Here is a 23,430-nt window from a genome sequence, read left to right as displayed (position 1 = left end):
CCGCTTCCCTGCTACCCAGTACGGGTGGATTCGCTTGAAACTCCGGGCGTTTGCAGAACAGCCATCCGCTCATCGAACGCTGCCCGCTTGGAAACCAGGACTGGCGCCACGATGATTCGCCGCCCCGGATAACGCCCGGCAGGTTCTCGGAACACGTCGTGCAGATAAGCGCCGCTGTCGTACTTCACACGGCTGTGGCGACGGCACCGCACGAACTCACTCCCCTGCCCGCTCCAGCAGGCTGCGGGCGCGGCCGATCACCGGGGCGTCGACCATGGCGCCGTCCAGTACGAACACGCCCTCTCCCGTGGCCGCTGCCGCAATCACCCGGCGGGCCCAGTCGATTTCGGCATCGCTCGGCCGCAAGGCCTGGTGAATCACCGCCACCTGGCTGGGGTGGATACAGAGCAGGCCGGCGAAGCCCATGTCGCGGGCGAAACCCGCGGTACGGGCCAGGCCTTCGTGATCCTTGATGTCGGGGTAGACGCCGTCCAGGGGCGGAGCGAGGCCCGCCAGCCGGGAATGCAGCAGCACGGCATAGCGGGCATGCCCCATGACCTGCTCGGCGGCTTCGCTGCCGCTGGTCAGGTTGAGGTCCAGGCCCAGGTCGAGGCTTCCGAAGGACAGGCGTTCCACGCCCTCCGCACCCGCCACCTCCGCCACGGCCCAGAGACCTCGGGCGCTTTCGATGATGGGCCACACCGGCTTGCCGGTCGCCGCCGCCCGCCTGACCTGCTCGGCGGACTCGGCCTTGGGCAGCATCACGCCCACCACGCCCGGGTGGCGTTGGCAGAGCGCGAGGTCTGCTTCGTGTTGCGGATGGCCGGGTGCGTTGACCCGCACCAGGACCTGCGCCTCGGGATGCTCCGCGAGGAAGGCGTCGAGATTGTTCCGCGCCTGGGGCTTGAGGCTTTCCTCCACCGCGTCCTCCAGATCGACGATCACCCGGCTGGCGCCGCTGGCCAGCGCCTTGGGAATACGTTCGGGGCGGGTGGCCGGAACGAACAGCGCGGATCGGATGGCAGTCTTGTTCATGCTTTCGTCCTCACTCGAATTCCACTTCGCCGACCTGGGCAAGCCCGGCTTCGTTGCCGGCCCAGACCTGCGCCTTGCCTTCCCCGAGCAACTCGCCGCCCACCTCGAAGCGTTCGGGGCAGATCAGCGGACGCAAACCCCGGAATGCGAAGCGGCGCAAACGCGCTTGCGGATTGGCCCGGCAGAACGCGCGCAGGTTGAGCGTGGCGATGAGCGGCCCATGCACCACCAGCCCCGGATAGCCCTCCGCTTCGGTGACGTAAGGCCAGTCGTAGTGGATGCGGTGGCCGTTGAAGGTAACCGCGGAATAGCGGAACAGCAGGGTCGGGCTGGGTTCGACGGCTTCCCGCCAGGCGCCGCTCTTCAGCGGGTCCGAGCCTGACAGCCTGGGTGGCGTGGGCTCCCGGTACACGATGTCCTGCTCGTCGCGCTGGGCAAGGCGGCCATCCTGGAAATGATCGTGGCGCACGGTGACGAACAGCAGCGACCCGGTCCGGCCATGCTTCTCCTGCACATCGAGGAGGGTGGAAATCCGCGTCACCTCGGCGCCGACCTTCAGCGGCTCGATGAACTCGATCCGACTGCCGGCCCACATGCGATTGCGGTTATCCGCCGGCGGCAGGAAACCACCGCGGGCCGGATGGCCATCCTCGCCAAGCGCGGATTCGAACACCGGGTCCTGGAAGAAGGCCCAGTGCCACAGCGCGGGCAAGGCTTCACCCTCGACCGGGGCGGGTTCTCCCAGGGTGGCGGCGATGCGCCTGACCAGATTGCGGCTGATCTGGTCACGGGTTTCCTCGGTACGGCCGATCCACGCGGAGAGATCGATTTCACTCATGTCGGAATACTCCTGGGACGGGATTCAAACGGCGTTGGACAGCTGGGGCACGGCGTCGAACAGGTCGGCGACCAGGCCGTAGTCGGCAACCTGGAAGATCGGCGCCTCTTCGTCCTTGTTGATCGCGACGATGACCTTGGAGTCCTTCATGCCCGCCAGGTGCTGGATGGCACCGGAGATGCCCACCGCGATGTACAGCTGCGGCGCGACGATCTTGCCGGTCTGGCCGACCTGCATGTCGTTCGGCACGAAGCCGGCGTCGACCGCGGCGCGGGAAGCGCCAACGGCGGCGCCCAGCTTGTCGGCCAGGGCGTAGAGGATCTTGAAGTTGTCGCCGTTGCCCATGCCGCGGCCGCCGGAAACGACGATCTTGGCAGCGGTCAGTTCCGGACGGTCGGACTTGGCCAGCTCTTCGCCGACGAAGACGGACTTGCCGGCATCGGCCGGGCCGGAAACCGCTTCAACCGCGGCGGAACCACCTTCGGCAGCCGCGGCGTCGAAGCCGGTGCCACGCACGGTGATGACCTTGATCGCGGCCGAGGACTGCACGGTGGCGATGGCGTTGCCGGCGTAGATCGGGCGCTTGAAGGTGTCGGCGCTGACCACGTCGATGATCTCGGAGATCTGGTCGACGTCCAGCAGGGCGGCGACGCGCGGCAGGAAGTTCTTGCCGTTGGTGGTGGCGGCGGCCAGCACGTGGCTGTAGCCCTTGCCCCCACTCTCTTTCACAACAGCAGCGATCAGCGGAGCGACGTTCTCCGGCAGCTGGTGAGCGTAGGCGGCGTTGTCGGCGACCAGCACCTTGGCAACGCCTGCGATCCTGGCGGCGGCTTCGGCCACGCCAGCGACGTTCTGGCCAGCGACCAGCACGCTGATCTCGCCACCGATCTTCTGCGCGGCGCTGAGCGTGTTCAGCGTCGCTGCGGCCAGCGCGCCATTCGAATGTTCTGCAACAACCAAAACAGCCATCAGATCACCTTCGCTTCGTTCTTCAGTTTCTCGACCAGTTCGGCCACCGACGTCACCTTGATGCCGGCACTGCGGGCTGCGGGTGCTTCCACCTTGAGCGTCTTCAGGGTCGAGACCGTGGAAACGCCCAGCGCGTCGGGCGTGAGGACTTCCAGCGGCTTCTTCTTCGCCTTCATGATGTTCGGTAGCGATGCGTAGCGCGGCTCGTTCAGGCGCAGGTCGGTGGTGACGATCGCCGGCAGATTCAGGGCGACGGTCTGCAGGCCGCCGTCGATTTCACGGGTGACGTTGACCTTGTCGCCAGCGACTTCGACCTTGGAGGCGAAGGTGCCCTGGGCGTAGCCGGAGAGCGCCGCCAGCATCTGGCCGGTCTGGTTGTTGTCGCTGTCGATGGCCTGCTTGCCGAGGATGACCAGCTGCGGCTGCTCCATGTCGACGATGGCTTTCAGGGCCTTGGCGACGGCCAGGGAATTCAGCTCATCGTTGCCCTCTCCCTTGACGGCTTCAACGAGAATGGCGCGATCGGCACCCAGCGCCAGCGCGGTGCGCAGTTGCTCCTGGGCGGCGCCCGGGCCGACGGAGACCGCGACGATCTCGGTGGCGACGCCCTGCTCTTTCAGGCGCACGGCTTCTTCCACGGCGATTTCGCAGAAGGGGTTCATGGACATCTTGACGTTGGCGAGATCGACGCCGGAGTTGTCCGCCTTGACGCGGACCTTGACGTTGTAATCGACCACGCGTTTGACGCTGACCAGTACTTTCATGGGACTCTCGAAATCCGTGTTGGATGGCAATCGGGGCGGCGCTCAGCGCTTGCCGGCCCGGCGTATCTGTTCCACCTGCCCGGCTGGCAGGCCGATTTCCGCCAGCAGCGCCTCGGTGTGTTCGCCGAGGGCCGGCACCGGGTCCATGCGCGGGGTGAAGGCGTTGCTGCTGGCCGGCGGCAGCAGGCCGGGCACTTCGCCGTTGGGCGTGCCCACCGGGCACCAGCGCTGGCGGGCCTGCAATTGCGGGTGCGCCCAGACGCCGGCCATGTCGTTGACCCGCGCGTTGGCGATCTGCGCGCGTTCGAGCCGTGCGATCACCTCGTCGAAATCCAGCCCGGCGAACACCTCGACGATGATCGCGCGCAGCGCGTCGCGGTTGGCCACGCGCTTGAAGTTGGCGGCGAAGCGTTCCTCCTCGGCCAGCTCCGGACGCAGCAGCACCTGATTGCAGAACAGCGTCCACTCGCGCTCGTTCTGCAGGCCGAGCATCACGCTGCTGCCATCGCCCACCGGGAACGGCCCGTAGGGATAGATCGTCGCATGGGCCGCGCCGGCCCGCGGTGGCGGCGGCGCGCCGTCGAAGGCGTAGTACATCGGGTAGCCCATCCACTCCACCAGGCTTTCCAGCATCGACACATCGACATGGCTGCCCTCGCCGGTGCGCCCGCGCAACAGCAGCGCGGAAAGCACGCCGGTGTAGGCGTACATGCCGGCGGCGATGTCGGCGATGGAGCAGCCGGCCTTGGCCATCTCGTCCTCGCCCGGCCCGCCGGTGACCGAGAGGAAACCGGCCTCGCTCTGGATCAGCAGGTCGTAGGCCTTTTTCTGCTCGTAGGGGCCGCCCGCGCCGTAGCCGGAGATGTCGCAGACGATCAGGCGCGGGAAGCGCTCATGCAGTGCCTCGAAGGACAGGCCCATGCGCGCCGCCGCGCCGGGCGCGAGGTTCTGCACCAGCACGTCGGCCTTCGCCAGCAGGCTGTCCATCACCGCGCCGGCCTCGGGCTGCTTGAGGTCCAGCGCCAGGCTTTCCTTGGAGCGGTTGGTCCAGACGAAGTGCGAGGCCAGGCCGTTGACGCGCTCGTCATAGCCACGGGCGAAGTCGCCCACGCCGGGGCGCTCGACCTTGATCACCCGGGCGCCGAGGTCGGCCAGCTGGCGGGTGCAGAACGGCGCGGCGATGGCGTGTTCCAGGCTGACCACGGTGATGCCGTCGAGGGGACGGCCAGCGGCGTTGAGGCTCATGCGCATTCCTCCGGGGTCAGAACGAGCGCGGCAGCTCGAGCAGGTGCTCGGCCACGTAGGAGAGGATCAGGTTGGTGGAAATCGGCGCCACCTGGTACAGGCGGGTCTCGCGGAACTTGCGCTCGACGTCGTATTCGTTGGCGAAGCCGAAGCCGCCGTGGGTCTGCAGGCAGGCGTTGGCCGCCTCCCAGCTGGCCTTGGCCGCCAGGTACTTGGCCATGTTCGCCGCCGCGCCGGCATTGCGCCCGGCGTCGTACTCCTCGCAGGCGCGCCAGCGCATCAGGTCGGCCGCTTCCACTTCGATGTGCGCCTCGGCGATGGGGAACTGCACGCCCTGGTTCTTCCCGATCGGGCGGCCGAACACCTCGCGGTCGCGGGCGTACTGGCTGGCCTTCTCGATGAACCAGCGGCCGTCGCCGATGCACTCGGCGGCGATCAGCGTGCGCTCGGCGTTGAGCCCGTCGAGGATGTAGCGGAAGCCCTTGCCTTCCTCGCCGATCAGGCTGCTCGCGGGGATTTCCAGGTTGTCGAAGAACAGTTCGTTGGTCTCGTGGTTGACCATGTTGGCGATCGGTTGCACGGTCAGGCCGTTGCCGATCGCCTCGCGCAGGTCGACGAGGAAGATCGACATGCCGTCGACCTTCTTCGTCACTTCCGCCAGCGGCGTGGTGCGCGCCAGCAGGATCATCAGGTCGGAGTGCTGGATGCGCGAGATCCACACCTTCTGGCCGTTGACCACGTACTTGTCGCCACGGCGCACGGCGGTGGTCTTGATCCTGGTGGTGTCGGTGCCGGTGGTCGGCTCGGTGACGCCCATCGACTGCAGGCGCAGCTCGCCGCTGGCGAGCTTGGGCAGGTAGTAGCGCTTCTGTTCCTCGCTGCCGTTCCGCAGCAGGGTGAACATGTTGTACATCTGCCCGTGGATGGTGCCGGAGTTGCCGCCGCAGCGGTTCACTTCCTCCAGGATCACCGAGGCTTCGGCCAGGCCCAGGCCCGAGCCGCCGTATTCCTCCGGGATCATCGCGCTCAGCCAGCCGGCTTCGGTCATGGCGCTGACGAAGGCTTCGGGGAAGCCCTTCTCCTCGTCGACCTTGCGCCAGTATTCGGCGGGGAATTCCGCGCAGAGGGCGCGCACGCCGTCGCGGATGGCATTGAGTTCTTCGGTGTCGTAACGGCTCATCGTTCTGTCTCCTCGACCGGCTTGCGCCGGGTTCGGCAACCCCTGTGGTGGTTGCGTTGTTCGTCTTTTCGATTCTGCGCAGGCCCGCGGCCCGCGGCGACTACCCTTTTGGCCTTTTAGATATGCCCATCGGGCATGGGCGCCCATCGACAAAGGGCGTCAGGGCGCCCGCGAAGGGGCCGGGCGATGCCGTCCGGGCATCGGCGTCACTGCCGGGAAGGACTCCGGGCCTAGCTGGCCAGCGGAGTGCACCGGCGGCGCCAGCCGGTGTGCGCCTCGACATTGCCGTCACCGCTGATGTAACCGTGGCGCGACAGGTTGGGCATCAGCACGGAGGCGATGAAGGTCACCGCGACCACGGCGGCGACGTAGAAATAGAAGTGGCTCTCCGAGCCCTGGGCGCGGAAGCTCAGCGCCACGTATTCCGCCGTGCCGCCGAACAGCGCATTGCCAACCGCATAGGGGAAGCCGACGCCGAGGGCGCGCACGCTGGCGGGGAACAGCTCGGCCTTGAGGATGCCGGCGATCGGCGTGTAGATCGCCGAGATGCACAGTCCCGCGAGGATCAGGGCGAAGGCGACGAAGGCGTTGTGGCTGGCCTGGATCGCGTAGAGCAGCGGCACCACCAGCAGCATCGCCAGGCCGGAGAACATCAGCATGTGGGTCCTGATCCCGAGGCGGTCGGCGAGCAGGCCGAACAGCGGCTGGGCGAGCATGTAGCAGACCAGCGCCGAGGTCATGATGAAGCTCACCGTCTCCGGGGCGAAGCCGGCGGAGATCACCAGGAACTTCTGCATGTAGGTGGTGAAGGTATAGAAGTACAGCGAACCGCCGATGGTGAAGGCCACCACCAGCAGCACCGCGCGCTTGTGCTGCAGCAGGCCCTTGAGCGAGCCGGCCTCCTTCTTGTGCATGTCCTGGCGCGAGGCGGTCTCGTGCATGGAGCGGCGCAGGTAGACCACCACCACCGAGGCGCAGGCGCCGATGAAGAACGGAATCCGCCAGCCCCACTCGCTCAGCTGCGCCTTGCTCAGGCACTGTTGCAGCAGCACCACGGTCATCAGCGCCAGGAGCTGGCCGAAGATGATGGTGAAGTACTGGAACGAGCCGTAGAAGCAGCGCCGGCCGGGGGTGGCGATCTCGCTGATGTAGGTCGCCCCGGTGCCGTATTCGGCGCCCACCGAGAGCCCCTGGACCAGCCGTGCGAGCAGCAGCATCACCGGCGCGGCGACACCGACGGTCTCGTAGGTCGGCATCACCGCGATCAGCAGCGAGCCGGCGCACATCATGAATACCGAGATGATCATCGAGACCCTGCGGCCCCGGGTATCGGCGAGCCAGCCGAAGATCCAGCCGCCCAGCGGGCGCATGAAGAAGCCCACGGCGAACACCGCGGCGGTGGCCAGCAGCTGGCTGGTCTGGTCGCCCTGGGGGAAGAAGCGGCTGGCGAAGTAGATCGAGGTGTAGGCGTAGATGAAGAAGTCATACCACTCGACCAGGTTGCCGGAGCAGGCGCCGAGGATGGCGCGGGCGCGGCTTTTCGGCTGGTCGGGCGCGGTAGCGTGCGATGTAGTCATGGTTATTACCCCTTCTCGGGCGAGCACTGGCCGTGACCGCATGCGGGTGCGGGTGCGGCCTGGCGGATTTGCGGGAGGTGATCAGCGACGGCGAAGCGGCGCGGCGGACTGACGCCACGTGTCGCGAGAAGGAGATTCGGCGGGGTCGAACGGCAAGGTGGCGATCATGGGGGCGGACCTCTGGAGTCTTGTTGTTGTCTTGCCGCACAAAGGCGGTGTGTGGCGAAACTACTCCTGCCCCCGGCCCTCCATAAGGTGGGCCAGCCATCTATCAGCTATGCTCGGATTCTATAGCTGGGGCGCCAGGCCAGCCGCGACAAGGCCCGCAGCGCCACGCCGGCGCGAAGGCCCCGGTCGCAGGCGATGCCGCGCCCCGCCGAGAGCGTTTAGACTCGCCCCTCTCACCCGCTCCGGTCATATCGCCCCATGGATGTCGTCCAGCTCAAGACCCTGATCCACGTTGCCGAACTGGGCAGCCTCAGCAAGGCCGCGGATCGCCTGCACATCGCCCAGCCCGCGCTCAGCCGGCAGATCCGCCAGCTGGAGCGCGAGCTGGGCGGCTACCTGTTCGACCGCCACGGACGCGGCATGGAGATCACCGAACTGGGGCGCGAGGTGCTGGAACACGCCACGCGCATCATGGACGAGCTGGAAGCCATCCGTGGCGCGGTGGCCGGCGGGAACAGCGTCTACCGCGGCAGCGTGGTCATCGGCACCACGCCGACGGTGGCGGAAATCATCACCGTGCCCCTGGTCAGCCGCATCAAGGCCGCGCACCCGAACCTGGGCATCCGCTTCGCCTCGGCCTTCAGCGGCTACCTGCTGGACTGGCTGCAACGCGGCGACCTGGAGATGGCGATCTCCTACGACCCGCAGCCGCTGCACACGCTGCGCATCGTCCCGGTGATGATGGAGAACCTCATGCTGGTGGCGCCCCGGGGTGCCGGCCTGAGCCTGGAACAACCGGTCGCCTTCGCCGACCTCGCCGGGCACGAGCTGGTCCTGCCCAGCCCGCGCCACGGCCTGCGCAAGATACTCGACGAGTGCGCGCGACAGATCGGCATCAAGCTGCGCACCTCGGTGGAAGCCGACTCCTTCGGCGCCATGATCGACCTGATCACCCATGGCTTCGGCTGGACCATACTGCCGCTCGCCTCGATCTACAGCCGCATCCAGGACGGCAGCCTGTGCGCCGCGCCACTGGTGGAACCGACACCGATGCGCAAACTGGTGATCGCCTACCCGGCGGACCGCAAGATCAGCCCGGCCACGCGCTACGTCGCCGAGGTCTTCACCGGGATCGCCGCCGAACTGGTCGAGCGCAAGATCTGGGCCGGCCACCTGCTGTGAAGCGCGCCCGGCACGCAGGGCATCCGCTCAGGCCAGCAACCTGGCGCCACTGGTGGCGTTGACGGCGGCATCCAGTTCCGCGCCGCGGAGGAACTGCGCATAGTGGGCCTTCAGTTCCGCCTCCCAGGAAGCCACCTCGTCCAGGATGCTTTCCGCCTCGCCCCTCGTCAGCGCGAAATGGAGGTGGTGGCTCAGGAGATTGGCCCGGTCGAGAATCCGCCCGTCGATGCCAACCGCCATGGACAAGGCTTTCGCCGGCCCCTCGTTGAGGATCGGCAGCACGTCGTACATCGGTGACAAGCGCCAGGTATCGCCGCGCCAGATCACCGCATGGTTGCGCGGGTGATCGTCGCTGTTGCCCACCAGGGCGTTGTAGGCCATCCGCCGATACAGCTCGCGCCTGTCCGCGTCCGGCGCGCCCCGGCGGAACAGCTCGTCCGCCAGCGCGGCATAGATCCAGTCCTGGTAGCCCTGGCTCTTCCACTCCGCATCCAGCAGCGTCAGGCCACTGAGCATCGGCACCCTGCGAAAGCGCTTCTCGCCCGGGTGGTAAATCCGGTCGAAGCGCTCGACCAGCAAGGTATTGGCCTTCTCGCCGTAATGGATGGACGTGTTGGCGACGCCGAAACCCTTGGCCCGGGCGAACGACAGGCAGGCGTGCTCGATGGAGGGCAGGTCGTAGTCGTCGAACTTGTCGCGCGGCTTGGCCAGGATCAGCTTCGAATCGCTTCTGAAGGTCCGCTTGGGCCGTGCGCCGCCAATGGCCGAGCGCTGGTCGCGGATCTTCAGGGCAGCCAGCTGCTCGTCGCTGAGCTGGCTGTCGTAAACCGCATCGCAGACCGCGATGAACTGGTCCAGCCCCCTGGCCTCCAGCATCTTCTGCGGCTTTTCGCCCAGGCCCTCGCGCGGGGTCCTGTGGTCGCCGGCCATGATGTTGCCGGCGCGGTCCTCGTTGGGCGACTTGAGCAGAAGCTGGATCGGGTCCAGATCACCCTTGAAGGCCCGGCGCAGCAGACGCTCGCCCCAGCCATCCGGCATGGCATCGTCGATGAAGCCCGGCACGCCGCCGTTCTTGCGCACGGTGAAGGGCCTCGGCGACAGCGGATAGCGAATCGGGTCTGGAACCCACATCCGCCCCTCGACCACCGCCGGGGCATACACGAAGGTGCCCTGCCCCGGCGCCAGGCTCAGCTTCCCCAGGGTGACCAGCTCGCCGCTATCCGGATGCTCCATGTAGATATAGGCGCTGGACATCAGAAGTCCTCCTGGCTCGCCTTGCGCAAGCGGACCCGCTTGTCGCTGGTGGCGGCCTGTATCTGCGCCGTGGACGGATCGCCCTCGAGCGGAGCCGGGAAGACCCGCTCCGAAAGCCCCAGGATGAACAGCACGATCATGAAGTCCCGCAGGGATACCCCTTCCACATTTCCCGCCTCGATCCGGCGCACCGTGCGCAACGTCGCCCCAGCCTGCTCCGCCAGGTCGACCTGGCGAAGGTCCTGGTCCAGCCTGGCCTGTTTGACCATCAGGCCGATGCGAACCAGGGAGTTCGCGCTCTGCACGGGAAAGTAGTGCTTCATAATGGATGACCTTGAGCGACCTTATGATACATAGAGTATCACAAGGAGTCATACAAAGATCAGAAAACCCTATTTATGGGTGCTCGAAATGACACCTAATAAATCATAACGAATCATTTCGTTGCCCATAAGCCCGTTCATGAGCGAGTGAAAAGGCTCTTCCACGGCACCCGATCACGAACCTGTCCGAGCCTGTCTTGTCGAGACCGGGCCCCGGCACGACGAGCGCGTCCCGGCGTGTGCCAGGTATCGAAAACCTGTTTACGAAAAGCCGCTCCAATGCAGCTTTTTCAAGCTGGCAGAACAGTTGAGGACTTCAACTTCCACCGATTAAGGGTAGTTTCAGAAAGTATTCGTAAGTTAATCCTCACTGACCTGTCATTGAGGACTGATTCCATGACCATGCAACCCCGTTATCTTCCCCTTCTCGCTATCCTCGCCATTTTCTTCACCCTGATGGCTTTCGTATCCACGATGTCTCATTCCAACAATCAGGACGCAACAGTGGTAGAAGTCCATGCAGTAATTCCGGAGGCAGTGAATAACAGCACGGTTTGAGCCATCGCATGACGACTCAACCAGCGGCGGGCGAAGGCGCTTATTCTTTCGGTAACAGGAAATAAAAACGGGACTCTATCGAGCCCCGTTTTTTATGCCGATCAACCCTCGGGGTGGGGTGTTTTGTCAGTGCTTGGCGGCAACGACGGATAATTGATGCTCGGCTGCTTGCCGGTCAGCGTCTTGAGGAAGGCGACAATGGCGGTGGTTTCCTCGGTATTCAACTCTTTGCCGAGCTGGGAGGACGCCATGACGGAGACTGCTTCGTTCAGGTCCCGGACCTGACCGCTATGGAAGTAAGGCGCGGTAAGCGCGACGTTGCGCAATGGCGCTGCGCGGAATACATATTCATCGCTCTTGAGATGGGTGACGGCGAAGCGACCCTTATCGCCGGGCGGCAGGATGCGGTCTTCCGGCTTTTTCACCAGGCCGAACTGGAAGTAGCCCTGGCCGCCGAGGTTCACCCCATTGTGGCAAGTGGTGCAGCCCGCGGAGATGAAGGTCTGCAATCCCTTCTTCTCGTTGGAATCCAAGGCACCGTCGTTGCCCTTCAGGTATTGGTCGAAGCGCGAGTCCGGTGTGTTCAGGGTCGCTTCGAAGGCCTGGAGGGCGCGGGCCATGTTGTCGAAGCTGACCGGCTGCTTCTCACCCGGGAAGGCTTTCTGGAATGCGCTGACGTATTCCGGAATGCTGTTCAGGGTGGCCTCCACGTTTTTCGGCGTGTTGTGCATTTCCACGGGGTTCTGTACGGGCCCCTTGCCCTGTTCCGCCAGGTCCCTGGCGCGCCCGTCCCAGAACTGCGAAGCATTGAATACCGAATTGAATACGCTCGGGGAGTTGCGCCCGCCCTTCTGCCAGGCATGGCCGAAGGAGACCGGCAGGTTATCGGCGCCGGCGGTGCCGACGTTGTGGCAGGTATTGCAACTGAGCACCTGGCTCGCGGAAAGGCGCGGTTCGAAGAACAACTGCCTTCCAAGGGAAATCTGTCTTGCCGTGAGCGGCTTTCCTTGTAACTCGGTTACTTCCGGGGGAATGGGTTTGAAGATGCCGCTGGCCTGGGTGCGTAATTCATCGGCATGGGCAGTGGCCATGCCCATGATCAATATCGCATTACTGACGGCAAACAATTTAACCGGTTGCATGGTTTTCTCCCTGTCAGGAAACAATGGGTGTGACAATTCCCAAAAAACACATGAAGAGAAACCGCCCACACGCGCCAGACAGGCACATACGGCCAGTCATGGAGAAGTGAGCAGTCCTGTGGTGCAAAGTTTTGAAGCTGTAGCGATTGATATTCGACGCCGAGAGCAAACACATCAGCGCCACCTGTTTTTCAGCCATGTATCGGCCGATCCGCATGGCGCCTTTCAAGCAGGCGCCGTCCTCCCAGACAACTCGGATACCTGGGAAATAATCGGTGGAAGTGCGAATAACTCGTGAACAGTGCCGCCGGAACAGATTGGAAAGAGTGGATTCACGTTATGCCGGGGTAGAAACCGAATACTCCCTATCGGGACTCCTGGAAGGTGCAGTTTTTCGGAGCAAGCCCGGTGTTGCTGGCTCCGCTGACCGTACAGGTCCAGGTTCCATCGGATGCCTGCGTCCAGACGATCACCGCCTTCGGCTTCTGGCTTGCGTCCGTTGCAGTGTCGCAGTCGATGCTGGAGGTGATGGTCGTCACCTTGCAGCTGTTGTTCACCCGCGGGCTTTTGACTTCGGCGGGAATGGACGGAACAAATCCCATGTACGGATCCTGCCCCCGCGGCGTCCCGGCCAGACTCGCTTCGGCTTGCCTGTCCCGCTTTGGAATCCTCACCCTGTCCTCGTCGAAGTCGCCCGCCTCCGCGTCACGGTGACAGGCCGCGCAATTGGCAGCGCTGCCGATGCTCGGACGCTTGAAGGTGGAAGCCCTGATTTCATGGTGCTTCCGCGCAAACCAGCGGGTTTCCGTGATGCGCGGTGGTTCGCCGGGCTTGCCGCCTTCCACCGGCAGGCGGTTGTTCGCTGACGCCTTCAGCAGGAACTCCAGGATGATTTTCTCTTCCTCGGGATCGAGGCTGGCATTGCTGCCGTAGTGGTTACCCAGGTCTTCCATCTGCTTGCGCCAGGCATCCGCCGGCAGCAGCCCCGGCGGGTAGGCGATATGGCAAGCGGAACATTCGTCGCGCCAGGCTTGCGGAGCGTCGGCGGACACCGACAGGTCCCTGGGCCGTTTGTAGTTCCCGTTCCTGCTCCCGCCGTGATCGTCGGCGTGGCAGCCGGATACGGTCAGCATCGGTGCCAGCACCAGCGGCAGCAGCAGTCCTTTTCTGTTCATGAGCTGCTCTCCGGCTATTTCAGGCTGGTGATCCAGGAGATGAAGTCGCCCTTCTCCTGGGCGCTGCATTCACGGCCCAGGACATCATTGCAGTTGCGCCGGAACCACTTTTCCACCTTTTTCGCATCGGTGAAGCGCGCTGGCGTGGCGCTCGGCGCCAGGGGCTCGATCTTGCGGAACGTCAGCGTCTTTCCCGGCTTCATCGGGTCATCGCCATGGCAGGTGGTGCAGCTCATGTTCTTGCCGTCGCGGGTCTCTTCGCGGAAGTACAGGGTCTTGCCGCGCTCGGGGGAAAAACCGCTGAAATCCGGCGCCTGCTGGCGCGCCTGCGCCGCATAGTCTTCGAGCAGCGCGGCCGGGTCGGCGGCCAGGGTCAGGCTGGAGAACAACGAACACAGGATGGCGGTAACGACTGTGGATTGGCGCATGGGGTCTCTCCCTGTAAAGGCCATACAAAACCTATGGCCTTTCCCTTAATCCAAGCTGAAATCCGTGCCAGAGCGGTTCAGGGACAATTAAGGGAGCGCGCCTAGAACCCCTTTCATGGTTTGAAAGGGAAGACGGGCATGAGCGCGTTCAATCGGTTCCGACTCTATCACTGGTCGCTGGCGGTGCTTTTCGTCGGCGCCTATCTCAGTGGCGACAGCGCTGAAACACTGCACGTGTGGCTGGGCTACGGGCTCGTGGCCCTGCTCGGCGTGCGTCTGCTGGCCTGGCTGGGCAAGGCCAGGGGATTCCCCCGCCTGCTCGCCCCCAGGGGCGGAACAGGGAAGGCCCGGCTCGGGAAGGGACTGACGGCGGCCTTGCCAGTCTGCCTGGCGGCATGCTCCGTGCTGGGCTGGTTGATGATCGACAACGTGGAATTCCTCAATTCGATGTTGCCCCTGGGCCTGTCGGACGCCTGGAAACTGAGCGGGATGGACGGCGAAAACCTGCCCGGCGATCCCGCCGACATCCATGAGTTCCTGGCCAACCTGGCGCTGTGGCTGGTATTCGCCCACCTCGGCTTCCTCCTGCTGTTCGCCCGCAAGCCGGCCTGGACGATGCTGACGGCGCGCGGCAGAACCCGGGCGGACGATGGCCAGCTCAGGCTGCGGGTCCGGGCTGTGCATGACGAAACCGCGGACAGCCGCTCCTTCGAACTGGTTCCCGCCACGGCCGGCGGGCCCCTGCCCAGCTATCGCGCGGGGCAGTTCCTCGGCATCCAGGTGCCGTGCGCCGATCCGCCGCTGTGGCGCTGCTACTCGCTATCCAGCACGCCGGGCCTGGACGATTGCCTGCGGATCACCGTCAAGCGGGTCGAAGGCGGTCGAGCGTCGAACTGGCTCCTGGACCATCTGGCGGTGGGCATGACCTTGCCGGCGAGGGCTCCGGCGGGTGCGTTCGTCCACCCCGACAGAGCCGCCGACGTCCTGCTGCTGGCCGCCGGCAGCGGCATCACGCCGGTGTATTCGATCCTGCGCGACCTGCTGGAAAACGGCAGCGGCAACGCCCGGCTGATCTACCTGAACCAGTCGCGGGCCTCCGCCATCTTCGCCGCCCCGCTGATTGCCCTGCGGCAACGCCACGCGCAGCGCTTCGTCCTGCAGGATCGCTTCAACGACGAACGAGGCCGGGTCGAACGAGAGGACCTGTTGCGGCTATTGCATCACTGGTCGGGAGAGGAAGTGTTCATCTGCGGGCCGGCGGGCTTCATGGACCTGGCCGAGAGTTGCCTGCGGGAACTGGGTGCGCCGGCCGGGCGCATCCATACCGAGCGCTTCGCCGGCCCGGGGCCGGCCGCCGCGCCTGCGGGCAAGGCGACGCATGGCATCCAGGTCGAACTGGCGGGACATTCCATCCATGTCGACGGCTATGCCGGTGAACTGCTGCTGGACACTCTGGAACGCGCCGGGCTGCAGCCGCCCAACGGATGCCGCAGCGGCAGTTGCGGGTTATGCCGCTGCAAGGTGCAGGATGGCGACATACGCCTGCGCAACAACGAAGCGCTCAGCCACGACGAGATCGCGAGAGGCTGGACCCTGGCCTGCCAGACGGAAATCCGTGGAGAGTTCGCCCACGTGCGCTTCTGATCGCCCCCGCTCCTGGCCACGATAACGCGCAGCTGACGGGTTTTTCCGGGCGAAAAAAAAGCGGGCGACCTCAAGGTCGACCCGCCGAAATGGAGCCAAAGGAGTCGGGAGTATTACCAGTTGAGCACGGCGCCGAGGGCCAGGGTGTCGGTGTCTTCGCTGATGGCGGAGCCCTGGCGGCCGTCGATCTCGTACTGGTTGTACTCGGCCACCAGCTTCAGGTTGTCATTGATGGTGCGGAAGTAGGCGATGCCCTGGGTGGAATAGTCGGCGGCGGTGCCCAGGCCGTTGCCGTCGTCCTCGGTCTTGCCGAAGGACAGCGCCACGCGGTTCTTGCCCCAGGTGTAGGAGCCCTGCAGCAGCATGCCGCGGCTGTCCACCTCACGCAGCGCGGCTTCGCCGGCGTTGTTGGTGAAGAACGGGTTGATGCCCTTGGCGGTGAAGCCCGAGCCGGTCAGCGAGACGCCGCCCATCTTCGCCTGGATGCCGTAGCCCAGGCCCTTGGAGGTGACGTCGTCGACCGTGTCGTTGGTGTTCTTCGAGGTCTGGTAGGCACCGTTGACCCAGCTGTAGATCTGCGCGCCGGCCAGGTCGAACTGGTAGCTGACCTCGCTCTCGTAGCGCGGATTGTCCTGGTAGGCCTTGTCGTCGAGGCCGTCGCTGGCGTCCTTGTCGATCTGGTTGGTGTCGATCGGGTCCATGATGCCGACCGCCACGCGCAGGCCGTCCGCCAGGTTGTTGTTGCGGTAGGTGATCTGCGAGGTCGGGAACGGGTACGGGTAGCCGGTGCCGATGTTGCCGAAGGACACGCCCTTGCCGTCCACCAGGCCGAGGGTGTCGCTGGCGTTGCCGAAGCCGGCGAGCAGTTCGTCGAGGAAGATGTTGGAGCGCGAGAACAGGCCGAAGTCCTTGCCGATCAGCACCTCGCCCCAGTCGCCGGCGACGTTGCCGTAGAACTGGCGGACGTCGATGGCGGTGTCGGTGCCGTCCTGCTCGCCGTCGTTGATGGTGACCCAGAACGAGGAGCGCCCGGTGAGCGTCAGGTCGTCGATCTTCTTGCCGAAGTTGAAGCCGATGTAGTTGGGCAGGAAGCCCATCTTCACCCGCGACTGGCGGCGGTCGAAGGTGTCGCCATTACGGTCCACGTCGCTGTTGACGAAGAAGGCGTTGAAGTAGCCGTCGGTGGAGAAGGTGGTGTCGTCCTTGTCGTACAGCTTGATGTCGGCAACGGCCGCCTGCAGGAAACCCAGGGTCCCGAGGGAAACCAGGGACAGGGGCAGGAAACGGCGAATGGCGGTGTTGTTCTTGTTCATGACGCTCTCCGCGGGGAATTGACGACTGCGGTTCAGTCGTGGCGGAGGCGATTATCGAAACGCGGAAACCGCGGCCATACGCTGCCTTGGGCGCGATTCGCTGCTGCCTTGGCGGGGGTGCGGGGCTTGCTGCGCAAGGCCATGACACACCCCCGACGGCGGACCGGCGACCTTGGTCGGGCAGGTAGCGGCACCTTGGTAGCAGTCCTTGCGGAGGCGGAAAAAAGTCGCAGCGAAGCCTCCGGGCGACGGGGCCCGGTGCGCTCGAAGGGAGCCGGATCGCTCGAAGGAAGTGAGTCAGGCGCGGTTGGCGAGCAGCCACCAGCCGCCGCTGGCGCTCAGCAGCTCGGCGTGGGCGGCCTCGAGGTCGGCGCGGGTCAGGTGGCGGGCGGCATCGATCAGGCGTTGCTGGTGATCGTCGGCGACACCGGCCAGGTGGTCCTGCCAGGCGTCGTCGGGGCCGGCCAGGGTGGCGGCCAGGGCGTGCAGCGGCTGTTCGGCGATGGCGGCCGGCGCGGCGTGGTCGAGGAAGTCCTGCAGATGTTGCAGCAGTTCGTCCGGGGCGGCGTGCGGCGACTGCACGGCGAACAGCAGGCCGCGCCAGCCGGCGACCTGGCGGAAGCCGCAGTACAGCGCATAGCCCAGGTTGAGTTCGCCGCGCAGGCGCTGGTGGAAGCCGGGCTCCAGCACTCGGGCGAGCAGGCGCCAGCGGGCTTCGCCGGCGGCGTCCCGACTGGACAGAGGACAGAACAGCAGCAGCGCCGCCTCCCCCTCGCCCGCCCAGCGCTGCCAATGGCGTCCGCCGGGCAACCGTGGCGGCGGCAGAGGCGCATCGGCTCGCACGCCGGGCACCCGGGCATCCGCCGCCAGCGCGGCGTGGCACGCCAGCAGGTCCCAGCGGGCCGAGGGCCAGTCGGGAGCCGCCGTAGCGCTTCCGGCCAGGGCCGACGGCAAGGCGGCGAGCAACTGGCGGATCGGCAATTCCGCCAGTTGGCGTTCGTGGTCGCGGCGCAGCAGCCGTTCGCGCTGCGCGAGCACGGCGGGCGGCGGCTGTTGCAGCACCTCCAGCGCCCCGGCCAGGGACTCGTCCAGGCGGTCGCCCGGCCCGCTGACCGACAGGGCCCAGTCGGCGCCCTCCTCCTCCAGCGTCAAGGTCACGCCACGCAACCGCGCCTGGCCGGCGAGCGGACGCAAGGCCAGGCGCAGGGCGAGGAAATGGCTGCGGCACGGGCGCTCAGGGAAGCGCCAGCGCAGGTGCAGCGCACCCGCCCGCGCCGTGCTGGCCGGCAACGGCGCGGCAAAGCGCCAGGGCTGCGGTTCCAGGGCGACGGTTTGCGGCGCCGCACGGTCGAGCCGCAGCGGGAAGCCGGCCACCTCGACCGGCCGGCCCCGGACTTCCGGCGCCACCAGCAGGCGGATCATGGGCTGCCCATCGAGCCTTTCCAGCCAGCCGGGAGCCGGCGCGGCCGGCAAGCCACGCACGCGCAGGCGCAGTTGCTCCAGCGCCGGCTGGCGCTGGAAATCATCGTCGGGGCTGAGCGATGGCGCCTCGCGCAAGGCCCGCAGCCAGTCGAGAAAAGCGGCCTCCACCACGGCGGCGGCACTGGCCTGCGCCAACTCGAAGGTCAGCGCCAGCAGCGCCTGCCCCGGGGCGCGATAGACGACCCGCAGGCTGGCCTCGTCCGTCAGCCCGCGCTCACCCAGCCAGGCCAGCAGGCCGCCGGGAGATTCGTCGCGGAGGCGCTGGTGCAGGTTTTCCAGGGCCTGTTCGGCGGCGGCGTCCAGCCCGTCCAGCACGAAGGCCAGCACCAGGCGCGGGGCGCCGGGGAGTTGCAGGGCGAGCGCATCCCCGCTCAGCGGCAGCAACGGCGGCGCGGCATCCCGCGCCGTCGGCGGTTGTGCCGGCCAGTCCGCGCAATACCGCTCGGCCAGGGCCTGCAGCTCATCCAGCGGCTGCGGGCCCTGAAGCCAGAGTTGCAGGTTGCCGGGGCGATAGTGCCCGCGATGGAAACCGGCCAGGGCAAGCTGGAACGCCTCGCTCTCCACCGGCAGGCTGGCGCGCCGGCCTGCCACGAAGCGGCGCAGCGGATGGCCCTCGGCCACGGCGGCGGCCAGGGCCGCGTCGATCAGCGTACCGGCATCCGCCGAGCGGGCGATGTACTCGGCCTCCAGCACTTCGCGCTCGCTCAGTTGCGCGGCAGGGTCGAGCAGCGGCCTGGCCAGCATGTCGACGAGGCGCGCCAGGCCGTCGCCGAGATCGGCGGGCGCCACTTCGAAGAAATAGTCGGTGGTCCGCGCCTGGGTGCTGGCGTTCAAGCGCCCGCCACGCCCCTGCACCCAGGGCATCAGCCGCTGCTGCGCGCGGTGCCCGGCGCTGTCGAGAAACAGCAGGTGTTCGAGGAAGTGCGCAAGCCCCGGGAAATCCGCCGGCTCGTCGTGGCTCCCCGCGGCGACCCGCACCAGCGCGGCGGCCCGTGGCGAATCCGGCGCATGGACGAGCGCGACGCGCAGGCCGTTGGGCAGGTGCAGCTCTCGACTCGGGGCGGAAGGCGTGGCCATTTCGCGGACGGGTTCCAGTGACGGCGGGATTGCCGCCACCTTAGCGGCATCGCCGGGTAAGCAAAATACTTCCTTGGGCAGGTACGGCCCGCCGGGATCGCGGAGCGGGCTATTGGCTCGCCAGCGGAATCCGCCCGAGCCGCTCCAGCGCCAGGTCGTAGTCGAAGTCCTCGATCGCCGTGGCCAGTTCCCGCAGGACGGCCACTTCCGCCTCGCCCCGGTAGAGGCCGCGAAGCTGGCCGACCACCTCCTCGGCGCGGGTGTCGCTGCGCATCAGCAGTTCCCGCAGCTGGCGTACCAGGGCCGGCGCCTGGCCCGCTCCGGCGCCAGCGGCGGTCGGTTCCGGCGCGGCGCTGGCGAGGAAGCCGGCAAGCCCGTCCTGCACGAGGTCCAGTTCCGCCCGCAGTGGCTCCAGCAGCGCGGCGATGCGCTCGGCCGGCGCCTCGCTGCGGCAGCCCTCCTCCAGCGCCGCCGCGGCCTCCGCCAGCGCACGGGCGCCGATGTTGGCGGCGGCGCCGCGCAGGGAGTGGGCGGCGCGGCGTTCCGCCGCCGGGTCGGCCTGCCGGTCGATGGCGCGGAACTGCGCGATGAAGTCGCGGTAGCTGGCGTGGAATCGGCGCAGCAGCCGCTCGTGGAGCGCCTGCTTGCCGCCGCAGGTGGCCAGCCCGGCCTGCACGTCGATGCCGGGCAGGTTGAGTTCGCGCGGCGCTTCCGCCTTCGCGGCCTCCGCCACCACGGGCGCCCGGGACTTGCGATAGGGCGACAGCCAGCGCGACAGGGTGAGGAACATCGCGGGCGGGTCGATCGGCTTGGCGATGTGGTCGTTCATCCCCGCCTGCAGCGCCGCTTCGCGGTCGCCGGCCATGTTGTTGGCGGTCATGGCGATGATCGGCAGCTGGCTCAGCTCCGGACGCTGGCGCAGCGCGCGGGTCGCCGCATAGCCGTCGAGCACCGGCATCTGGCAATCCATCAGCACGCAGTCGAAGTCGCGGTCGGCCGCCAGGCGGTCGAGCGCCTCCTGGCCATTGTTGGCCAGCACCACCTCGATGCCGGCCTCGCCCAGCAGCTCCAGCGCCAGTTCCTGGTTCAGTTCGTTGTCTTCCACCAGCAGCACCCGGCTGCCGGCGACGCCGGCCAGGGCCTCGGCCGTGGCGCTCTGCCGTTCGCGGCTGCGCGGCTCGGCGGTGCTTTCCTTGCCCAGGGCGATGTTGATCGCTTCCAGCAGGGTCGAGGGCGTGACCGGCTTGGTCAGCACGGAGCCCAGCTCCACGCCGCGCGCCTGCGCGGCGTCCATCGCCTCCTCGCGGCCGAAGGCGGTGACCATGATCACCGCCGGAACACTCTCGCAGAATCCCGCCCGCAACCGCGCGACGACCTCGATGCCGTCCATGCCCGGCATCTGCCAGTCGACCAGCACCAGCTGGTAGGGCAGCCGCCGCTGCTCGGCCTCGCCGATCCACTCCAGCGCCTCGGCGCCGTTGCGCGCGATGTCCACTTCCAGCCCGTAGCTCAGCGCCATGCTGGAGAGGATCTCGCGGGCCGAGGCGTTGTCGTCGACCACCAGCGCCCGCACGCCGAGCAGTTCGTCCGCGCACAACATGCGCCGTGGCGCGACGGCGGCCGGGAGGCCGAAGCGCGCATGGAAATGGAACACCGAGCCCTTGCCCGGTTCGCTGTCGACCCAGATCCGCCCGCCCATCAGCTCGACCAGGCGCTTGGAGATCGACAGCCCCAGCCCGGTGCCGCCGTAGCGGCGGGAGGTCGAGGAATCGGCCTGGATGAAGGACTGGAACATGCGCCCGCACTGCTCGGCGGTCATGCCGATGCCGGTGTCGCGCACCCAGAAATGCAGCTCCGCCTCGCCCGCGCCGAGTTCGGCCGGCTCGATGCCGAGGACGATTTCCCCGCGCTCGGTGAACTTCACCGCGTTGTTGCCCAGGTTGAGCAGGACCTGCCCCAGGCGCAGCGGGTCGCCGACCAGCGAGGTCGGCAGGTCGCGGCTGAGCTGGAACAGCAGCTCCAGCGACTTTTCCTCGGCCTTGAAGCCGACCATGCCGGAGAACTGGTCGAGCACGTCCTCCAGGCGGAACTCGACCTTTTCCACCGTCATCATCCCGGCCTCGATCTTCGAGAAGTCAAGGATGTCGTTGATGATGCCGAGCAGCCCCTCGGCGGAGCGGTGGACCTTCTGCACATAGTTGTGCTGACGGGCGTCCAGCCCGCTCTTCAGCGCCAGGCTGCTCATGCCGATGATCACGTTCATCGGCGTGCGGATTTCATGGCTCATGTTGGCCAGGAATTCGCTCTTGGCCCGCGTCGCCTCCTCGGCCAGCTCCTTGGCCTGGCGCATCTGCTGCTCGGCCTGCTTGAGCTCGGTGATGTCGTACAGCCAGCCCAGCACGGCGATCTCGCCCTGGTGGCGGATCGGCAGGTAGGTCGCCAGGACGTCCCGCTCGCCGCCATGGCGGTCACGCATGCCGATTTCCCGCTCGACGATCTTCGCGCCCGCCAGCAGCTCGTCCCAGATCGCCTTGCGCTCGGCCGGCTCGACATAGAGCCCGGTGGTCGCATCGCCGACCTTCAGGCCGAACTTCTCGATGAATTTCGGGTTGGCCAGGTGGATGTCCTCCTGGCTGGCGATGATCACGCTGACCGGGCTGCGGTCGAGGATGAACTGCAGGCGCTGTTCGCTCTCCTGCAGGTCGGCCGCCTGGCGCTCCATCAGTTCGGCCTGGGTGAGGGTTTCCGCCAGCAACTGCTCGGTCCGCGAGGTGCGTTCGAGGATTTCCAGGTTCATGGCGAGCAGCGGGAGGAACTCCTCGAGCAGCGTGCGCCGGCTGTCACCCAGCGTCTGCAGGCCCTCCAGCGCGAGGACGCCGACCAGGCGCTCGCCGTGGATCAGCGGCAGCACTTCGAGGAACAACGGCGGCGCGTACTCCTCGTCCACGGCGCTCCCGGGGTGCTGCAGGTGGATCGGCTGCCGCTGCTTCGCGCACTGCCCGATCAGCCCCTGGCCCACCGGCAGGCGCCGGGGCAGGTTGACCGACGCCGCGTAGCTGCCCAGCAGGACCAGCTCGCCGCGCGCCTCGTCGTGGACGTGCACCGAGGCGCGCCGCAACGCCAGGCACGGCGCCAGCGCCGCCAGGACGCGGTCGCCCAGCTCGTTGGAGCCGGCGACGGACTGCATTTCGCTGCTGAGGGTCGCCACCTGGGTCTTCACCCAGCGCTGGTTGGCCATCTGCCGGGCCTCGGATTGCAGGGCGGTGATCGCCCGCGCCATCTCGCCGATCTCGTTGGGGTAGCCCTGGAACGGCACTTCCACTCCCAGCTGGCCCTTGCCGAGGGCGTCCACCGAGCGGCGCAGCAGGTCGGTGGGGCGGCGGATCGACAGGCTGATCAGGGTGCAGAACAGCACCCCGCTGCCCAGGCCCAGGCCCAGCAGCCAGAAGGTCAGGTTGACGCTGCGGCGGAAGCGTTCCGAGGCGAGGTTGACCTCAAGGTCGGCGCCCGCGCGCTTGATCTGGGCCACCTCGGCCAGCGCCTGGTTGGCCACCTCGGCGGGGCGTTGCAGCGCCGTGGACGACAACAGGGTGAGGGTCGCCGGGTCGGTGGACCTCTCCGCGCTCGGCGGCTGGTCGTTCAGCACCAGGACCCGCTGGATCTGGTCCTGGTACTCCTCGTAGGCGGCCTCGAAGCGGACCATCGCCTGCAGGGCCCGCGAGCGGTAGATGAGCGGGCGCGCCTGCTCGATCTCCTCGCGCAGGGTCATCTTGCCTTCGTTGAATTCGCCGAACGCCTGCGCCCGCCCGCTCTCGTCGGCGGCGAGGACGATCTGCCGGACGTTGCGGCCCATGCCCGCCAGCGCGACACGGGCGGACTCGATATGCGAGAGGCCGAGCATTTCCTTCTCGTAGATCTGGTTGATCTGCAGGTTCTGCTGGCGCTGCACGCTCAGGCCGTAGAGGCCGAGGACCAGCGCCAGCAGCAGGATTCCGCCGAAGCCGAGGAACAGGCGGGTGCGCAGCCCGAGGCGCTGAAGAAAAACGAGCGGTGTCACCATCGGGCTGCCTCCTGGC

Annotated in this window: 18 protein-coding genes; 3 read left to right on the top strand and 15 right to left on the bottom strand. The window is 66.9% G+C overall.

Translation table 11 applies throughout. The features are described 5' to 3' along the window. Positions 1-216: 216 nt before the first annotated feature. The 7 genes from AC3B6A_RS13235 to AC3B6A_RS13205 all read right to left on the bottom strand — a co-directional run bounded on the left by AC3B6A_RS13235 (position 217) and on the right by AC3B6A_RS13205 (position 7,614). Positions 217-1,035 carry an HpcH/HpaI aldolase/citrate lyase family protein gene (locus tag AC3B6A_RS13235; RefSeq protein WP_488403336.1) on the bottom strand — a complete coding sequence of 273 codons (819 nt, stop codon included), beginning with the start codon at positions 1,033-1,035 and terminating at the stop codon, positions 217-219. Positions 1,036-1,045: 10 nt separating this feature from the next. Further along, complete coding sequence (locus tag AC3B6A_RS13230) at positions 1,046-1,873, bottom strand: HTD2 family dehydratase (RefSeq protein ID WP_488403335.1); 828 nt, start codon at positions 1,871-1,873, stop codon at positions 1,046-1,048. A gap of 24 nt (positions 1,874-1,897) precedes the next feature. Further along, positions 1,898-2,842, bottom strand: coding sequence for an electron transfer flavoprotein subunit alpha/FixB family protein (locus tag AC3B6A_RS13225; protein ID WP_488403334.1), 945 nt, complete (start codon positions 2,840-2,842; stop codon positions 1,898-1,900). Next, on the bottom strand, positions 2,842-3,606 hold the full coding sequence (locus AC3B6A_RS13220; RefSeq protein WP_488403332.1) for an electron transfer flavoprotein subunit beta/FixA family protein: 765 nt from the start codon (positions 3,604-3,606) through the stop codon (positions 2,842-2,844). The genes AC3B6A_RS13225 and AC3B6A_RS13220 overlap by 1 nt, the downstream gene beginning before the upstream one ends. Before the next feature lie 42 nt (positions 3,607-3,648). Then, positions 3,649-4,851 carry a CaiB/BaiF CoA transferase family protein gene (locus tag AC3B6A_RS13215; RefSeq protein ID WP_488403331.1) on the bottom strand — a complete coding sequence of 401 codons (1,203 nt, stop codon included), beginning with the start codon at positions 4,849-4,851 and terminating at the stop codon, positions 3,649-3,651. Positions 4,852-4,867: 16 nt separating this feature from the next. Beyond that, complete coding sequence (locus tag AC3B6A_RS13210; protein ID WP_488403329.1) at positions 4,868-6,031, bottom strand: acyl-CoA dehydrogenase family protein; 1,164 nt, start codon at positions 6,029-6,031, stop codon at positions 4,868-4,870. A gap of 230 nt (positions 6,032-6,261) precedes the next feature. After that, positions 6,262-7,614, bottom strand: coding sequence for an MFS family transporter (locus tag AC3B6A_RS13205; RefSeq protein ID WP_488403589.1), 1,353 nt, complete (start codon positions 7,612-7,614; stop codon positions 6,262-6,264). Positions 7,615-8,034: 420 nt separating this feature from the next. On the opposite strand from AC3B6A_RS13205, the gene AC3B6A_RS13200 reads away from it, so the two are divergent. Next, positions 8,035-8,958 (top strand): LysR family transcriptional regulator, encoded by a 924-nt coding sequence (locus AC3B6A_RS13200; RefSeq protein WP_488403328.1) that lies wholly within the window; start codon positions 8,035-8,037, stop codon positions 8,956-8,958. A gap of 27 nt (positions 8,959-8,985) precedes the next feature. Here the strand turns inward: AC3B6A_RS13200 and AC3B6A_RS13195 are convergent, their stop codons facing one another. Both AC3B6A_RS13195 and AC3B6A_RS13190 read right to left on the bottom strand, forming a co-directional pair. Further along, positions 8,986-10,212, bottom strand: coding sequence for a type II toxin-antitoxin system HipA family toxin (locus AC3B6A_RS13195; RefSeq protein WP_488403327.1), 1,227 nt, complete (start codon positions 10,210-10,212; stop codon positions 8,986-8,988). Beyond that, on the bottom strand, positions 10,212-10,535 hold the full coding sequence (locus AC3B6A_RS13190) for a helix-turn-helix domain-containing protein (protein ID WP_488403325.1): 324 nt from the start codon (positions 10,533-10,535) through the stop codon (positions 10,212-10,214). Before AC3B6A_RS13190 ends, AC3B6A_RS13195 begins: the two co-directional genes overlap by 1 nt. A 396-nt stretch (positions 10,536-10,931) precedes the next feature. On the opposite strand from AC3B6A_RS13190, the gene AC3B6A_RS13185 reads away from it, so the two are divergent. Then, positions 10,932-11,093, top strand: a complete 162-nt coding sequence (locus AC3B6A_RS13185; RefSeq protein WP_488403323.1) for a hypothetical protein — start codon at positions 10,932-10,934, stop codon at positions 11,091-11,093. A 101-nt stretch (positions 11,094-11,194) separates the two neighbouring features. Here AC3B6A_RS13185 and AC3B6A_RS13180 read toward each other — a convergent pair whose 3' ends face one another. The 3 genes from AC3B6A_RS13180 to AC3B6A_RS13170 all read right to left on the bottom strand — a co-directional run bounded on the left by AC3B6A_RS13180 (position 11,195) and on the right by AC3B6A_RS13170 (position 13,838). Next, positions 11,195-12,235, bottom strand: coding sequence for a cytochrome-c peroxidase (locus tag AC3B6A_RS13180; protein ID WP_488403322.1), 1,041 nt, complete (start codon positions 12,233-12,235; stop codon positions 11,195-11,197). Between the two features lie 365 nt (positions 12,236-12,600). Continuing rightward, positions 12,601-13,410 (bottom strand): diheme cytochrome c, encoded by an 810-nt coding sequence (locus AC3B6A_RS13175; protein ID WP_488403320.1) that lies wholly within the window; start codon positions 13,408-13,410, stop codon positions 12,601-12,603. A 14-nt stretch (positions 13,411-13,424) separates the two neighbouring features. Continuing rightward, positions 13,425-13,838 carry a DUF1924 domain-containing protein gene (locus AC3B6A_RS13170; RefSeq protein WP_488403319.1) on the bottom strand — a complete coding sequence of 138 codons (414 nt, stop codon included), beginning with the start codon at positions 13,836-13,838 and terminating at the stop codon, positions 13,425-13,427. A gap of 138 nt (positions 13,839-13,976) precedes the next feature. On the opposite strand from AC3B6A_RS13170, the gene AC3B6A_RS13165 reads away from it, so the two are divergent. Beyond that, positions 13,977-15,482: a 2Fe-2S iron-sulfur cluster-binding protein gene (locus AC3B6A_RS13165; RefSeq protein WP_488403317.1), complete on the top strand. Its 1,506-nt coding sequence runs from the start codon at positions 13,977-13,979 to the stop codon at positions 15,480-15,482. 113 nt (positions 15,483-15,595) lie between these two features. Here the strand turns inward: AC3B6A_RS13165 and AC3B6A_RS13160 are convergent, their stop codons facing one another. The 3 genes from AC3B6A_RS13160 to AC3B6A_RS13150 form a co-directional block, all read right to left on the bottom strand. Further along, positions 15,596-16,795, bottom strand: coding sequence for a porin (locus AC3B6A_RS13160; protein WP_488403315.1), 1,200 nt, complete (start codon positions 16,793-16,795; stop codon positions 15,596-15,598). Between the two features lie 297 nt (positions 16,796-17,092). Beyond that, positions 17,093-19,354, bottom strand: coding sequence for a pyrroloquinoline quinone biosynthesis protein PqqF (gene pqqF, locus AC3B6A_RS13155; RefSeq protein WP_488403313.1), 2,262 nt, complete (start codon positions 19,352-19,354; stop codon positions 17,093-17,095). Positions 19,355-19,463: 109 nt separating this feature from the next. Then, the gene (locus AC3B6A_RS13150; RefSeq protein WP_488403311.1) at positions 19,464-23,414 is read right to left on the bottom strand and encodes a response regulator; all 3,951 of its coding nucleotides are present in this window, start codon (positions 23,412-23,414) and stop codon (positions 19,464-19,466) included. Positions 23,415-23,430: the final 16 nt, after the last annotated feature.

It is taken from the genome of Pseudomonas sp. B12(2026) (assembly GCF_057767015.1).
Note: the sequence above shows the minus strand (reverse complement) of the source record. Positions and strands in the feature narration are given on the sequence as shown.